Origin of the sequence: Porticoccus sp. (assembly GCF_965660005.1) — a bacterium.
Lineage (GTDB): Bacteria > Pseudomonadota > Gammaproteobacteria > Pseudomonadales > Porticoccaceae > Porticoccus.
Window position 1 is genome coordinate 64180 of record NZ_CBFHYF010000001.1, and the last position, 15614, is coordinate 79793.

The window sequence follows — 15614 nt, forward strand, 5'->3', positions numbered from 1 at the left end:
CTGGTTACAAGACGGCTTTTGGATAGGAACCGAGCACTCTCAGGTCGGCAACGATAGAGGCCACTTCCCGGAGCACTTCGGCCACCTTGGGATTATCGCAGTGGCCCTCAAAATCAATAAAAAACACATAGGTCCATTTACCGGTCCGTGATGGTCTTGTTTCCACTCGTGTCAAGTCCACACCCTGGCGGTGGAAAGGCTCCAACAGTTGATGCAGTGCTCCCGGCTCATTGTGAACTGCGGCAATAATCGATGTCTTGTCATCACCACTGGGGGGAATAGCATCCCGACCGATAATGAGGAACCGGGTGGAGTTGTCTGGCCGGTCTTCGATTTTTTCTGACAACTTCTGCAAGTCATAGAGCTCGGCCGCCATATCGCCGGCAATAGCCGCACTATTCCATTCACTGATGACACGCTTGGCGGCATCCGCATTGCTGCTGACAGCAACACGCTCAGCTTTTGGGTAGTGGGCATCAAGCCACTGACGACATTGGGCCAATGACTGCGCGTGAGAATAGATCCGGGTAATCCGGTCGGGGTGGGTGTTGGGTCCGACCAGCAGATGATGGTGAATTCTCAGTTCCACTTCACCGCAAATATTCAGGGTGGAATCAAGAAAGGTATCCAGTGTGTGATTGATCATACCCTCTGTGGAGTTTTCCACGGGCACCACACCGTAGCTGGCCGCACCGGCAGCCACTTCCCGAAATACTTCATCGATCGCACCCAAAGGCACAGCCAGTGCTGAATGACCAAAGTGCTTGAGTGCGGCTTCCTGGGTAAATGTGCCCTCTGGCCCCAGAAAAGCGACCTTTACCGGCTGCTCTAGCGCCAGACAGGCCGACATGATTTCCCGGAACAGCCTGGCCATCTCTTCGTTATCCAGTGGCCCCTGGTTTTTCATCATGATATGACGAAGGACCTGGGCTTCCCTCTCAGGCCGGTAAAAAGTGGTATCACCTTCGGCACGCTTGACTTCAGCCACCTGCTGGGCACAGCAGGCACGCTCACTGATCAGGGCGAGAATTTTGTCATCTATTGCATCAATTTGCTCACGAAGCCGGCTGAGCCTGTTTTCTTCTGCCATACCGTCTCTCTGCTATGCTTCCATCTCTTCGTCAAGCAACGATTGCTGTTCCTCTATCCTTGCCATACCCACCAGCGCCTCAGCTTCCTTGAGGCGAATGACTCGAACCCCCTGGGTATTGCGACCGAGCACAGATATTTCACCCGCATGGGTACGAACCATGGTGCCCTGATCGGAGATCAACATAATTTCATCGCCATCAAATAATTGTACAGCGCCCACCAGAGGACCATTGCGCTCAGTAGACTGCATGGCAATCATGCCCTTGCCACCACGACCCTTGGTGGGGAATTCAGTCAGGGCCGTCTGCTTGCCGTAACCGTTCTGTGAAACCGTCAATACATAACCGTTTTGCTGGGGAATTACCATCGCCAGTATCTGATGGGCAGCGGGTAAACGCATACCGCGAACGCCTTTGGAAACCCGCCCCATAGCACGCACATCAGCCTCGGCAAAACGAACGGCTTTGCCCTCGCTGCTAAATAGCATCACATCACAACTGCCGTCCGTAATTGCAGTACCCACCAGGTGATCACCCTCTACCAGGTCCACTGCCCGCAACCCGACACTGCGCGGACGAGAGTATTGATCAAGTGATGTTTTCTTGATGGTGCCATTGGCCGTGGCCATGATCACAAACCGGTCAGCCGCGTACTCATCCACAGGAAGGATTGAGGTAATCCGCTCATTTTCTTCGAGGGGCAGCAAATTCACCATAGGCCGACCTCGGGAATTGCGACCAGCCAGAGGAATCTGGTACACCTTCAACCAGAAAACCTTGCCCCGGCTGGTAAAACAAAGAATCGTACTATGGGTGCTGGCTATCAGCAGATGCTCAACAAAGTCTTCATCCTTGACCGCAGTAGCAGACTTACCCATACCACCCCTACGCTGTGACTGATAGTCACTCAGGGGCTGGGTTTTCGCATAACCACCGTGAGAGATCGTCACCACCCGATCCTCTTCAGTAATCAGATCCTCGATCGTCAGGTCATGCTGGGATTCGATAATCTCTGTACGGCGATCGTCACCAAACTCCTCACTGACTTCACGCAACTCCTCTCTGATGACCTCCATGAGACGACTGTGAGAGGCCAGAATCGCCAGGTACTCGGCAATTTCTACCAATTTTTCCTGATACTCGCTCAGCAGTTTGTCATGTTCCATGCCTGTCAGGCGATGCAGACGCAAATCCAGAATGGCCTGTGCCTGTGCCGGAGACAGAAAATACTTCCCATCACGTATGCCGTATTCAGGTTCCAGATCTTCGGGACGACAGGCGTGGCTGCCGGTATGCTCGAGAAACTGGCCGACTGCCGAGGCATCCCAACCGCAGGCAATCAGGCGCTCTTTGGCTTCGGCAGGAGTCGGGGATCCCTTGATCAGTTCAATCACGGCATCGATGTTGGCAATGGCGACAGCCAAACCTTCCAGCAGGTGCCCTCGTTCACGAGCCTTTCTCAGCAGATAAACGGTGCGGCGTGTCACCACTTCGCGACGGTGGCGAACAAAGGCTTCCAGCATTTCCTTGAGGTTGAGTGTGCGTGGCTGCTCGTCAACCAGCGCGACCATATTGATACCAAAGACATTCTGCAATTGAGTTTGAGCATACAGGTTATTCAGAACAACGTCGCCCGACTCACCTCTTTTCAGCTCTATCACGACCCGCAGACCATCCTTATCGGACTCGTCCCGCAGCTCCGATATACCCTCAATTTTTTTCTCTTTCACTAACTCGGCGATGCGCTCAATCAACCGCGCCTTGTTCAGCTGATAGGGGATTTCGTGAATAATGATTATTTCACGGCTGGTTTTCTCATCGCGGATCACTTCCGCTCTGGCCCGCACATAAATGCGACCCCGACCTGTACGGTAGGCCTGAATAATGCCGGCGCGACCGTTGATAATGGCAGCTGTGGGGAAGTCAGGGCCGGGAATAAATTCCATCAATTCATCGATGCTGATATCCGGATTGTCGATCAGCGCCAGACAACCACGCACTACCTCCCGCAGGTTATGCGGTGGAATATTAGTGGCCATGCCGACAGCGATCCCGGAGGATCCGTTTACCAGAAGATTGGGAACACGGGTCGGCAATACCTGGGGAATCAGTTCTGTACCGTCATAGTTTTCAACAAAATTGACGGTTTCCTTCTCGAGATCCGCCAGCAGCGAGTGAGCAATCTTCGCCATACGGATTTCGGTGTACCGCATTGCCGCAGCAGAATCGCCGTCGATGGAACCGAAGTTGCCCTGCCCGTCCACCAGCATATAACGCAGAGAAAATGGCTGAGCCATCCGGACAATCGTATCGTAAACAGCCGAGTCACCGTGGGGGTGATACTTACCAATCACATCACCCACAACCCGGGCGGATTTTTTGTAAGCCTTGTTCCAGTCGTTATTCAGAACGCTCATGGCAAAGAGCACGCGCCGGTGAACCGGTTTAAGACCATCGCGAACATCGGGAAGTGCCCTGCCGACAATGACGCTCATCGCGTAATCGAGGTAGGATTGACGCAATTCGTCTTCGATATTGACGGGCAGGATTTCTCTGGCTAATTCACCCATACTGCTGCTCGATCCCTTTCTGCTTGTTTTGGACGTTCAGGCGCCTGATGGCGCCAAAACAAGCGCGGGATCATACCACACAATACACTTGAAACGCCCTTGTATGCCTTTGTTTAATGATCTTTTTTCTGCGGGTATAATGCGCGACCTGCTACCGATTCAAGGAATGGCCCATCATGACGGCTGAGCCCATAGACCTGTTGATTTCAGCGCGCTGGATTATCCCGATCATCCCGGAGGGTCAGGTTTACGAAAACTGCTGTGTGGCTATTCGCGATGGGGATATTCTCGCCCTGTTGCCGCTCGTTGAGGCAGAGCGGAGGTATTGCGCCCGTGAACATGTGTCGCTGCCAAATCATATTCTGATGCCGGGACTGGTCAACGCCCACGGTCATGCAGCCATGACACTGCTGCGCGGCTACGCTGACGACTACCCGCTGAAAATCTGGCTGGAACAGCATATCTGGCCCATTGAAATGAATTGGGTCAGCGACAGCTTTGTAAAGGACGGCACTGAACTCGCGGTTGCGGAAATGATTCGCAGCGGTACCAGCTGTTTTTCTGACATGTATTTTTTTCCCGAAAGCGCTGCCAGGGTTGCCAGCCATGCCGGCATTCGCAGCCAGATCGCCTTTCCGGTTTTCGACTTCCCCTCCCCCTGGGGACGGGGACCCGATGAGTATATCCACAAAGGCCTGCAGTTGCGGGACGACTACAAGGGACGGGATCTCACACGCATTGCCTTTGGCCCCCATGCACCCTACACCCTCTCCGATGAACCACTCCGCAAGATAGCCACTTACGCTCAGGAGCTGGACACCTGCGTCCAGATTCATCTGCATGAAACCGCGGGTGAGGTTTCAGACAGCCTGGGGCAGTTCGGATTGAGACCCATTCAGCGGCTCAAGGCACTGGAGTTCCTCTCACCCCTTACCCAGTGTGTACACATGACGGTACTGGACGAGAGCGACCTGGAAACCATTGCCAGTTTCAACGCGCATGTTATTCACTGTCCGGAGTCCAATCTGAAGATGGCCAGCGGATTCTGTCCGTTGGTGCAGCTCCAGGAGAGAGGGATCAACGTGGCGTTGGGTACTGACGGTGCCGCCAGCAATAACGATCTGGATATGTTTGGCGAGATGCGCACAGCAGCGATGGTCGCCAAGGCCGTTTCCGGTGATCCGGGTGCTGCGGACGCCCATGCCGCCTTGCGTATGGCCACCATCAATGGTGCCAGAGCACTGGGCTGGGGAGACCGCATTGGCAGTATTGAAGCGGCCAAAGCGGCTGACCTGGCCGCGGTGGAGATTGGGACAATCGAAACTGAACCACTGTATAATCCCGCCTCCCAACTGGTTTACACCAACGCCGGAAGTCGCGTCAGCCACCTGTGGGTCAATGGTCGAGCTCTGATGCTAGAACGGCAACTCCAGACCATCAACGAACAGGAAGTCCTGATCAAGGCCAGGCAATGGCAGCGCAAATTTACCGGTAAAAGTTGAAATACTTTTAAATCCACCACATATTCTAACTGGGGATTCCAGATGTCATCGCCCAATATTGATCGTGCCGAGATCGCCAAATTTGAAGCGCTCGCCAGTCGCTGGTGGGACCGGGAAAGCGAATTCAAGCCACTGCACGATATCAACCCGCTGCGGGTCAACTGGATCGACGGGTACTCCCCCGTTGCGGAAAAAAAGTTGCTGGACGTGGGCTGTGGCGGAGGGATTCTTGCTGAAGCGATGGTGCACCGTGGTGCAGACGTCACCGGCATTGATATGGGCGAGGCGCCGCTGGCGGTCGCCCGACTGCATGGACTGGAAAGCGGTGTCTCCGTGAACTATCTGCGCAGTACTGCAGAGGATATGGCCACACAGCATCGCGAACAATTTGATATTGTCACCTGTCTGGAAATGCTTGAGCATGTGCCAGACCCCCTGTCAGTGATGGAGGCCTGTGCGCAGCTGGCAAAACCGGGTGGCTATCTGTACTTTTCAACGATCAATCGCAACCCTAAAGCCTACCTGTTCGCCATTATCGGCGCCGAATACCTGCTGCGGCTTCTGCCAAAGGGGACTCATGACTACAGCAAATTTATTCGCCCATCAGAGCTCTCTCACTGGGCCAGGGAATGTGGACTGGAGATGCAGGCCATGACGGGGATGGTCTACAACCCGCTGACACGCCGCTACCGGATGACCGATCGCGATGTGGATGTCAATTACATGGTCTGCGTGCGCAAACCCGCCTGATGGGATATCCCGCTTAATGGACAAACAACCAAAATTTCAGGCTGTCCTGTTTGATCTTGACGGCACCCTGCTGGATACTGCACCAGATTTCCTGACCTGCACTAACCGGTTGCTCGGCCAAAGGAATATGCCTCCCCTGACAGAAGACTCCATTCGGAAAATGGTAACCCACGGCTCCGCAGGAATCATCAGCGAAGCATTTTCTCTCAACAAAAATCATCCGGATTTTGAACCCCTGCGCCAGGAGTTGCTGTCACTGTATATGGAGCATTTGGCGGACCGGACCCGACCCTTTCCGGGCATTGTCGAGTTGCTGGCCGAATTGGCCGACTACCGGATTCCCTGGGGAATCGTGACCAACAAACCTGAGCGGTATACCCTGGCCATCCTGGAGCAGCTGTGCCTGAATCCACCACCTGCCACCATCATCTGTCCCGATCATGTCACCCACACCAAACCAGACCCGCAATCCGTTTTACTGGCACTTCAGGAGTTGGCGATTATTCCAGAGAAAGCCGTATTGATTGGGGATCATCGAAGGGATATCGAAGCCGGGATACGTGCCGGCACCGTTACCATTGCGGCAGCCTACGGCTATCTGGACGAAAATGATGATCCGGGTGATTGGGGCGCAACCTTTACAGTGGATGATGCAAACCAGTTATCACCCTTGATTTTTCAGAGGACATCCCATGAATCACAAGCAGTATGAAGCGCCCGACAATCTGCTCGACGGCAAGGTTATTGCGGTCACCGGCGCGGGAGATGGGATTGGTGCCGAGGCAGCAAAAACCTTTGCGGCCCATGGTGCCACGGTCATCCTTATCGGGCGCACTGTCCCCAAGCTTGAACAGGTGTATGACCGAATCGAAAAAGCCGGCGGCGCTCAACCGGGTATTTATCCCATTTCTCTGGACGGTGCGGTAGAAAAAGATTACCGCGATATGCACGACCGTCTCGAGGAGGTTTTTGGCAGACTGGACGGCCTGCTTCACTGTGCCGGCGAATTGGGCCAGCGCACACCCATTGCCAACTATACCCTGACCAGCTGGCAAAAAGTCATGCAGGTGAACGTGACAGCAGCATTTCTCATGACCAAGGCACTACTGCCTCTGCTGGAAAAATCGGACAGTGCCTCGATTATCTTCACCAGCTCCAGTGTTGGCCGAGTGGGCAAACCCTACTGGGGTGCTTATGCCGTCTCCAAGTTTGCCATTGAGGGCTTGTCACAGGTATTGGCCAATGAACTCGAGGGAACCAGCAACATCAGAGTGAACTGCATCAATCCCGGGGCGACCCGGACTCGTATGCGGGCAACAGCATTTCCAGCGGAAGACCCGGCAACCGTAAAAACAGCTGCCGACATTATGCCCACGTTTCTTTATCTCATGGGCAGCGCCAGCGAAGGGGTAACGGGGCACTCCCTGGACGCCCAGTAGAAAACCCTTCAGCCCCGGCCAGTCACCGCCATCTTTTCGGCCTGTCGCCGGGGGCTTCCACGCATATTCATAAAAGGCCGCTCAATGAACAAATACACCATGGTTGCGATCAGTAAACTGAGCGGGACACCCACAAGTGTTGCAATGGCAATTTTCTCAAGCGTAGGCAATTCAGCCGCCAGCTGGAACATTGCACCATAGAGCGCGCCGATCACGAACGGGTGGAAAAGGTAGGTTGAGTAGGCCAACTGGCCTATGGGATATAACCACCGCGCGGAAAGACCCCGGCTGAGCCAACCACAAAAACCGTACTCGCAATAGAGGCTACTGATCAGAAGAAACCCGACCGCAATGGTAAACAGGTGTCTGAAACTCACGTAGTAAAAAGTGCCCAGTGAGGGAGAAAACGACACCAGTTGATTGTTGATGGGGATCGACAGCACCACCACCACCAGCAGCAATGAGAACAGGGATAATCAGGCGATGGGCTTGCGATATTTCAGAAAGCAATCCCGCAGTGCCTCCCGGTGATAGACATGAAAATAGGCAGCAAAAATACCCGGCAGAAAACTGCCAAAACGGGTCCATGGCTTCACATAAATATGATCAATCACCTCAAAAAAACCTTCGCAGGCGTTTTCATACCAACAGATGGGCAGTGGCAGCTGGTAATGTTTGATCACCAGATAACGAATTAACAGCGAGGCAACAACCGCAATGGTCATGGCAACCCCTAAAAACCGGACACTGCGGCGACGCAAAACCCACAGCAGCAACAGTGGGAACAGAAAATAGAACTGCTCCTCAATCGCCAAAGACCAGGTCCACGGCATAAAATGAGTGGATGCCGGCATTAAATTGTTGATGTAAAGCAGGTTGCTCCAAATGTATTCTCCGTTGGGCAACAGCAGCAGACCAAAACCCATGGCAAGCAGGTAAGCCGGCATCAGCCGCATGAATCGACGCTTGTAAAAGTGGCCAAAACGGATACCCCCCGAAGACTGGTACTCGCCCATCAGGATCGATGTAATCAGAAAACCACTGATCACAAAGAAAACATCGACACCCAACTCACCATTGAATACCCAGTTCAACCAGAACGGTGCCTGATAAAAAAACTGGGCTGCGCCCTCATCAAAAACGGCCAGTATCCAGACGCAGTGAATGGCCAATACGAGCAGAATAGAGATGGCACGGAGGCCATCCACTGGTCGCATCTGGCCAGGCAGCGGGCTGAAGAGAAATTTGAGGTTGTTACGAAGGGCAAAAGGACCTACAGAATTCGACACGTTTTTATTCGCTACCAGCATTGGGGTTCAGACATTCACGAAGCATCGGCAGACATTCAGAAACGCCTTGCCGAAAGGCAACCCGGGGCGTATACCCCAGCTGCTGTTCTGCTTTGTCAGTGGGAAATCGAGCATCATAAGACAATAATTTCGCCGCCGCCTTGCTGATGGGCAATATCCCAAGAAGCCCGATTCTGGCCAGACCCTCGGCGGCAACAGCCATCAACCCAACCAGGCGGACATTGATGTTGCCGGGCATGGCCAGCTGCATCTCTTCACACAACAGCGTTGTCAGCTGACGCCATTGGGGAGAATCTATGGAACAGGCATTGTATATCTGACCATCAGCTCGGGGGTGCTCTGCGGCAAGTATCAACAGGTCAACCAGGTCAACCAGGTCAACCAGGTCACTGATATAGATCATTGGAATCCGGCTATAACCGCCATTTCCCAGACGAAATCGACGCGTTTTGAGCATTGACAGCAATGTCGGCAAAAAACCGCCTGGCCGATCCCCAGGCCCGTAGATAAATACCGGCCTCAGGATACTGACCTGAAACAATCCTTCACGCTGTGCCTCAAGGCAAGCGGATTCCGCGGCAATTTTGGCCCGGCCATAGGGGTCCAGACTGGAGGTGAGCAATGGCATGGATTCGGTATACTCTGTGACGTTTTCTGTCAGCTCATAAACAAGAATGCTGCTGACATACACAAAGCGCTGCACCCGGGCCAAACCTGCTGCCTGCAGAAGATTGCATGTGCCCTCGGCAATAACCTGATGAAAAGCATCCATCCGGTGTCCGACGCCGGTTAACGCAGCGCAGTGAAAAACGACAGCACAACCTTCCATCGCAGCAGACAGCGCTTCCGGCTGGCAGAGATCACCGAAAACAACCGTCACACCCGGCTTTTCCAGTGGAGTATACTGACTCTGCTCGCGAACCAGCACCACCAGTTCCCACCCATCGGATAACAATCGTTGCGCAAGGGCTCCGCCCACAAACCCGGTGGCACCGGTTATAAAGGCCCGCTTTGTCAAAATACCATGCCCAGGCACTCCGTAGTTGGTCCGAATTATCGGGACGATGACCCCTTGGAACGCAATCGTTTCATCTGTCGCTCCCAGCGCTTCTTGTCCTCAGGCAATTGTTTGCGCTGCTTTTTGCTGGCCGACATATTGGTGGCAGCCAACAGGTCCGCCAATGCGCGTTCATCAAGCTCTACCCACTGACCCATGCGCACATAGGATGGCATAAAGATTGGCCCAAACCGAACGCGCTTCAGACGGTTGACTTCGACACCCTGAGACTCCCACAGACCCCGCACCTCCCGGTTGCGCCCTTCCATCAGCGCTACGGTATACCAACCATTGCTGCCGACCCGCTCGCCGGGCACGATATCGCTGAATTTGGCCGGACCGTCTTCAAGCAGCACGCCTTCACGCAGGCGCTTCAGCATCGGGTCATCAACAGTACCGTGCACACGCACCAGATATTCCCGGTCAATCTGATAGGAGGGGTGCATCAGCCGATTGGCCAACTCGCCATTGTTGGTAAACAGCAACAGTCCGGTGGTATTAATGTCCAGCCTGCCCACCACGACCCAGCGCTCGCCTGCCAACCTGGGCAGATGGTCAAATACGGTTTTACGACCCTCGGGATCAGCGCGGGTACAGACTTCACCCTCGGGCTTGTTATAGAGCAGCACACGAATTCTCTGGTCAGCGGCAACGAACTTGACGCGCTTGCCATCAACGCTTACTGCGTCTTCAGTGGTGACCCGATCACCCAGCCTGGCGGGCTTTCCATTCACCTCCACGCGGCCATCGCTGATCCATTGCTCGAGTTCACGACGCGAGCCATAACCGGCCGCAGCCAGTACTTTCTGTAATTTTTCAGACATCAGTGTTGCCAATCGCCGGAAGGTGTATTGATTTCTGTAGAGTCATTATCATCTGGACGGGATCCCATCCCAGAGCCTGCTATCTCGTCAGCTTCTGCGAAAGCATCGCGGGAATCCTCTTTATTTTGATTCTGTGTCGATATCTCAAGGGTCAATGTCGGATTGATATCATCAATATCGCGGATCTCACTCAATGGCGGCAATTGATCGAGACTGCTCAAGCTGAAATAATCGAGAAATTCGCGTGTGGTGGCGTACAGGGCAGGGCGACCGGGGACATCGCGGTGGCCGACAACCCTGATCCACTCACGCTCCTGGAGCGTTTTGATAATCTCCGAGCTGACAGACACCCCCCGAACATCTTCAATGTCACCCCGGGTAAGCGGCTGGCGGTAAGCGATCAACGCCAGGGTTTCCAATAGGGCACGGGAGTATTTTTTGGGTTTTTCCTCCCAGAGACGATTGATCCATGGCGACAGTTCCTGCCGGACCTGGATCCTGTAACCACTACCGGTGCGTTTCAACTCAAATCCACGATCGCTGCATGCTGCATCGATATCTTCAAGGACTGCCAGCAGCTGATCTTTTGCCGGCACTTGATCGATATCGAACAGGTTTTGCAGGTGGCCAATATCCAGTGATCGCCCGGCTGCCAGCAAAGCACCCTCAACAATTTTTTTTAACTGATCATTTGTCATTGTCATATCGTCTCTGTTACCGGAGCTAGGAGCGAGCCTTGACGTGAATAGGACCGTAGGCCTCGCTCTGTACAATTTCTATGAGAGACTCTTTGATCAATTCCATCAATGCTAAAAAGGTAACCACCACACCACTGCGGCCCTCTTCCAGCTTGAACAGGCTGACAAACAGCAAAAACTGCTTTCCTCTGAGCGCTTCCAGCACCTGGGACATCCGCTCCCGGGTCGACAACCGTTCCAGTTGCACTTTGTGACTCTCGAACATCTGTGCCCGACGCAGCACATCGGCAAGCACCAGTAGCAGCTCCTTCATGGCAACGTCCGGGTCGGGTCGCTGCTGGTGACAATCCGGTGTTTTTGCAGTGGCGATAAACACATCGCGGCCGAGACGCGGCAAGGCATCAATGTCTTCAGAGGCCTGCTTGAAACGTTCATACTCTTGGAGTCTGCGGATCAGTTCGGCCCGCGGATCATCTTCGTGCTCTTCAGCCATCTGACGAGGCAACAACATTCGGGATTTAATCTCGGCCAGCATGGCCGCCATCAACAGATATTCAGCGGCCAGCTCCAGTTGCATGGATTTCATCATTTCAATGTAGGCCATGTACTGCCGGGTAATCTCTGCAACGTTGATTTCAAGAATATCCAGGTTTTGGCGCCGAATCATGTAAAGCAGCAGATCCAGTGGCCCTTCAAATGCCTCAAGAAAGACTTCCAGCGCTTCAGGTGGGATATACAGATCTTTGGGTATCTCGGTAATCTGACGCCCCAGCACGACAGCAAAAGGCATTTCCCCTTGCAAGGGGTGAGGCTGAACCTCAGAGACCGGGTCCGCTTGGATTGTCTCTCCTTCCGGAGCAGCTGTTATGGTCATAAATTATTGTAGGCAGATGATTTAGCAACCGATGCATTATACTGTGATTCGCTATCACAGCCACTGGACGAAGACTGTCTGTTCAGATGACAAGATCTTCAAATTGGCCAACCCCCTGGCGGGTTACCCGGGGCACTTCACCAGATAGGTCTACCACTGTTGTCGCCTCAAGGCCACAATAGCCCCCATCAACGATCAGGTCTACATGATGTTCAAGGGTATCGCGGATATCATAGGGATCCGTCAACGGATATTCATCCGTTGGCATGATGAGGGTAACACTCATCAGGGGTTCACCCAGCTCTTCAAGCAGCGCCTGCGCAATCGGATTACCCGGTACCCGAAGCCCGATCGTTTTACGTTTCGGGTGCATCAGCCGACGTGGTACTTCCGCTGTCGCATCCAAAATAAAGGTGTAGGCTCCGGGGGTGTAGGTCTTCAACAGACGAAATACCTGATTATCCACCTTGGCGTAGACCGCCAGCTCTGAAAGATCACGACACATCAGGGTGAAGTTGTGGTGCTTGTCCAATTGGCGTATCTGACGGATTCGGTCCAGCGCTTTCTTATTGCCAATCTGGCAGCCAAGCGCATAAGCTGAATCTGTGGGGTAGACAACAACACCACAGGCACGAACAATTTCTACAGCCTGATGGATCAGTCGCAGCTGAGGATTTTCAGGATGAATTGAGAAAAACTGACTCATAGAACAGGCATCTGTGAATTTCCACACAATTATTACACAAATACCGATCAATAAAGTCAGGAAAAGTATTTCTCAGGAAGCGGAAAACCGCCATTAAACAGGCAAGGCAATATTAAAAATATTCATGAACTGGCAGCCGGACGAAGAAAAGTCCTCTCAAACTCTACCGCCGATACTGGTTTGCCAAAATAATACCCCTGACAGGTATCACAACCCAATTGTTGAAGGAGACGGTATTGTTCCTCCGTTTTCACACCCTCGGCAACCGAAGCAGCATAAAAAGCATTTCTGACTCTTCGGCAGAAAGTGACAAATCGGTCATTGCTGTCGCAGCAACACCGGACATGGCCAGAGGCGCACCGGCAAAGGCTTCGAGTTTTTCTCGATGCTGCATCAACCAGGCAAGGCTTCCCCCTTCACTAACTTCGGCGAGATATGCCAGGGTTTGCCTGACAGGGCTGGAGCAACTGACGCCATTCGGGTCAAAACCCGGCGCATGTTCCATCGGCATCCAGACATCAACCCGCTCTTCCCGGGGAGGGTTTTTAAGGATCGCTTCCCAGGCTGCCAGATCAGTGCCACATGCCTGCCAATAGTTAACTGCTGTATAGACTTCGCGACCGCCACCGAGATTTCCGGCCCCTACCGAAATGGAGGCAATCAGGGCCGATGCACGAGTGGAACCACCCACTCCGGCACACATCGCTGCACGTACACTATGATCTCTCAGACCTGGATTGGCTAAGGCAAGTGCCAGGCCTTCCAACAATTTTGACGCCGCTGTAGAAGGTGGTTCAAGTTTAAAAAGCAGGTACAGATAATCAATGTAGCTGGCATTGCGCAGTAAATCACCAAATACGTCAAAACCCGCGCAATAATAGGAAGCCGCTGCAAACGGATTATCCTCTTCAGGAACTTCACGCCAGATTTGAGTGGTAATTTTTTCCTGCTTATCTTCATCAATCATAATTATTGTGCAATCAAATTGGTTCGAACACTGATGGGTCGAACTTCGTCTTTATCTATCCTGACATCAAGCAAAGTGGGGCCGAGTCGGTTACAAATCGCTGCAATATCGAGTGACAAGAGATCCTCTGGTGAATTAATGATATGGGATTCCACACCCATCGCCCTGGCAAAGACGGCAAAATCTGTTTCTGGTATATCAGTACCAATATTTTCTGCACCAGTGAGTCTCTGCCCATGTTTTACCATGCCGTAGCCACCATCGTTGAGTACGACAAAGATCACTGGCAACTTTTCTTGCGTTGCTACTGTAATTTCCTGGCTATTCATCAGCATACTGCCATCTCCCGTGATACATACAACGGGATTACCTGGTCTTGCCAGGGCCGTACCAATGGAACTCCCGATGGCCCACCCGATAGAAGCAAATTCCAGCGCTGCACGAAATAATCCTCCGTTGGCATCACGCTTTCCAGCAATCCGGCGGTCATAAGGGTGAAGGTAGTGAGTTGCCCAGGCAAAACTGGCACCGGTATCTGCAAGATAACGTGTATTTGGAGGGAACAGACTGGATAACTCTTTCATTAACCGCTGGGGTTTTATTGGAGAAGCATTGGAAAGATAGCCTTCTTCATCGTCAATAGTGAAATAACGCTCATGCTCAACATCCTCAGCATGGGTTTTACCGGGCACGCTTGCATCAACCGCATGCAGCTTAACTCTACAATCACCTTCGTAGGACTCGACCAATCGTTCAAAAATTGAAGACAGACGGCCACGCACATGCAACTTGGCCATCGGGCTGCGCGTAAAATTTACTTCCGCAGACTCCACATGAATCATGCGCTTGGTCAACAGCCATTTTGTATCCCACCCATCTGTTGCCCACTCGCCCAGACTTGCCCCGATTGCCACCACCAAATCAACGGACTTATCTGTTAAAACCTCTTTTGCACTACTGTGTCCAGCAAAACCAATCACTCCACGGAATAGAGGATGATAGGGGCTTACCAACCCTTTGCCATGTGGGGTAACCAGCAGCCTGGCTCCCACTTCAACGGCCAGGCTCAATATACTGCCGATTGCTTCGCTGGCTTCATCGCCAATCAGAAACACCGGGGTTTTGGCTGAGATAATTTCTTCGTAAAGCTTGGCAACAGCATGATCGTCCATTAATGATGGACGTTGTAATAAACCAGAGAGATTATAGGCCGGTGTTTTTGCCGACGTCATCGCCCGCATAACATCCAGGGGTACACTGAGATGCACTGGGCCGGAGGGAGACTGAAATGCGGTCATAACAGCAGTTGCCAACTTGCTCTCAAACTGCTCAACATGAGAAACCAACGTGTTATAGCGAGTACAGTGCTCAAAAAGGCCGACTGTATTGATTCCCGTACAGGATGATTCCTGAAATGCCCCCCGCCCAAACGTGGACAACGCGGTCTGGACTGTAATCACCAGCATCGGAACATTGTTTTCATAGGCAGAAGCTACACCTGTAATCAGGTTTGTCGCACCGGGGCCGGTTGTTGCACAACACACGCCCAGCTTACCGGTATTTCGGGCATAACCATCCGCCATAAAAGCAGCACCCGTTTCATGTCTGGCGACCACTGCACGGGGGCCACCTCGACGCTCGCTGCGTGCCAATGCGTTATAAAGAGGCTCGATTGCACCGCCGGGAATACCAAATATATACTCCACTCCGAGCTGCTCCAGATAAGCTATCAACAGATCCCCAAACTCTGCATCCGCTTGCATCTGCTGCTTCGGTTTTTTATTCATCCCGAGAGAGCCCATAATTTTTTCCTTTTTAATCAATGA

The 15614-nt window shown here is 52.8% G+C and carries 15 protein-coding genes; 4 read left to right on the forward strand and 11 right to left on the reverse strand.

Annotation, left to right across the window (positions count from 1 at the left end):
• Positions 1-4: 4 nt before the first annotated feature.
• Both pheA and gyrA read right to left on the reverse strand, forming a co-directional pair.
• Positions 5-1090, reverse strand: a complete 1086-nt coding sequence (pheA, locus tag ACTF5G_RS00340) for a prephenate dehydratase (RefSeq protein WP_438950826.1) — start codon at positions 1088-1090, stop codon at positions 5-7.
• A 12-nt stretch (positions 1091-1102) separates the two neighbouring features.
• A complete protein-coding gene (gene gyrA / locus ACTF5G_RS00345) occupies positions 1103-3661 on the reverse strand; it encodes a DNA gyrase subunit A (RefSeq protein WP_438950827.1) in 2559 nt (852 codons plus the stop codon).
• A 176-nt stretch (positions 3662-3837) separates the two neighbouring features.
• Here gyrA and ACTF5G_RS00350 point away from each other — a divergent pair, with 176 nt between their 5' ends.
• Genes ACTF5G_RS00350 through ACTF5G_RS00365 form a run of 4 tightly spaced genes read left to right on the forward strand, consistent with a single transcriptional unit; the run spans position 3838 to position 7352 of the window.
• Complete coding sequence (locus tag ACTF5G_RS00350) at positions 3838-5163, forward strand: TRZ/ATZ family hydrolase (RefSeq protein WP_438950828.1); 1326 nt, start codon at positions 3838-3840, stop codon at positions 5161-5163.
• 42 nt (positions 5164-5205) lie between these two features.
• Positions 5206-5913, forward strand: a complete 708-nt coding sequence (ubiG, locus tag ACTF5G_RS00355) for a bifunctional 2-polyprenyl-6-hydroxyphenol methylase/3-demethylubiquinol 3-O-methyltransferase UbiG (protein WP_438950829.1) — start codon at positions 5206-5208, stop codon at positions 5911-5913.
• A 16-nt stretch (positions 5914-5929) separates the two neighbouring features.
• Positions 5930-6625, forward strand: a complete 696-nt coding sequence (locus tag ACTF5G_RS00360; RefSeq protein ID WP_438950830.1) for an HAD family hydrolase — start codon at positions 5930-5932, stop codon at positions 6623-6625.
• A complete protein-coding gene (locus ACTF5G_RS00365; RefSeq protein ID WP_438950831.1) occupies positions 6606-7352 on the forward strand; it encodes a YciK family oxidoreductase in 747 nt (248 codons plus the stop codon). Before ACTF5G_RS00360 ends, ACTF5G_RS00365 begins: the two co-directional genes overlap by 20 nt.
• Before the next feature lie 8 nt (positions 7353-7360).
• Here the strand turns inward: ACTF5G_RS00365 and ACTF5G_RS00370 are convergent, their stop codons facing one another.
• The 9 genes from ACTF5G_RS00370 to ACTF5G_RS00410 all read right to left on the reverse strand — a co-directional run bounded on the left by ACTF5G_RS00370 (position 7361) and on the right by ACTF5G_RS00410 (position 15575).
• Positions 7361-7795, reverse strand: a complete 435-nt coding sequence (locus ACTF5G_RS00370; RefSeq protein ID WP_438950832.1) for a hypothetical protein — start codon at positions 7793-7795, stop codon at positions 7361-7363.
• A 33-nt stretch (positions 7796-7828) separates the two neighbouring features.
• On the reverse strand, positions 7829-8641 hold the full coding sequence (locus ACTF5G_RS00375) for an acyltransferase family protein (protein WP_438950833.1): 813 nt from the start codon (positions 8639-8641) through the stop codon (positions 7829-7831).
• A 4-nt stretch (positions 8642-8645) separates the two neighbouring features.
• The gene (locus tag ACTF5G_RS00380) at positions 8646-9680 is read right to left on the reverse strand and encodes an NAD-dependent epimerase/dehydratase family protein (protein ID WP_438950834.1); all 1035 of its coding nucleotides are present in this window, start codon (positions 9678-9680) and stop codon (positions 8646-8648) included.
• A 35-nt stretch (positions 9681-9715) separates the two neighbouring features.
• Entirely contained in the window at positions 9716-10543 is an 828-nt protein-coding gene (gene rluB / locus ACTF5G_RS00385; RefSeq protein WP_438950835.1) for a 23S rRNA pseudouridine(2605) synthase RluB, read from the reverse strand.
• Positions 10543-11247 carry an SMC-Scp complex subunit ScpB gene (gene scpB, locus ACTF5G_RS00390; RefSeq protein WP_438950836.1) on the reverse strand — a complete coding sequence of 235 codons (705 nt, stop codon included), beginning with the start codon at positions 11245-11247 and terminating at the stop codon, positions 10543-10545. The genes rluB and scpB overlap by 1 nt, the downstream gene beginning before the upstream one ends.
• Positions 11248-11266: 19 nt before the next feature.
• Positions 11267-12115, reverse strand: coding sequence for a segregation and condensation protein A (locus ACTF5G_RS00395; protein WP_438950837.1), 849 nt, complete (start codon positions 12113-12115; stop codon positions 11267-11269).
• 82 nt (positions 12116-12197) lie between these two features.
• The gene (locus tag ACTF5G_RS00400) at positions 12198-12821 is read right to left on the reverse strand and encodes an L-threonylcarbamoyladenylate synthase (RefSeq protein ID WP_438950838.1); all 624 of its coding nucleotides are present in this window, start codon (positions 12819-12821) and stop codon (positions 12198-12200) included.
• A gap of 122 nt (positions 12822-12943) precedes the next feature.
• Entirely contained in the window at positions 12944-13222 is a 279-nt protein-coding gene (locus tag ACTF5G_RS00405; protein ID WP_438950900.1) for an EAL domain-containing protein, read from the reverse strand.
• Between the two features lie 568 nt (positions 13223-13790).
• Positions 13791-15575: a thiamine pyrophosphate-binding protein gene (locus tag ACTF5G_RS00410; protein WP_438950839.1), complete on the reverse strand. Its 1785-nt coding sequence runs from the start codon at positions 15573-15575 to the stop codon at positions 13791-13793.
• Positions 15576-15614 lie beyond the last annotated feature (39 nt).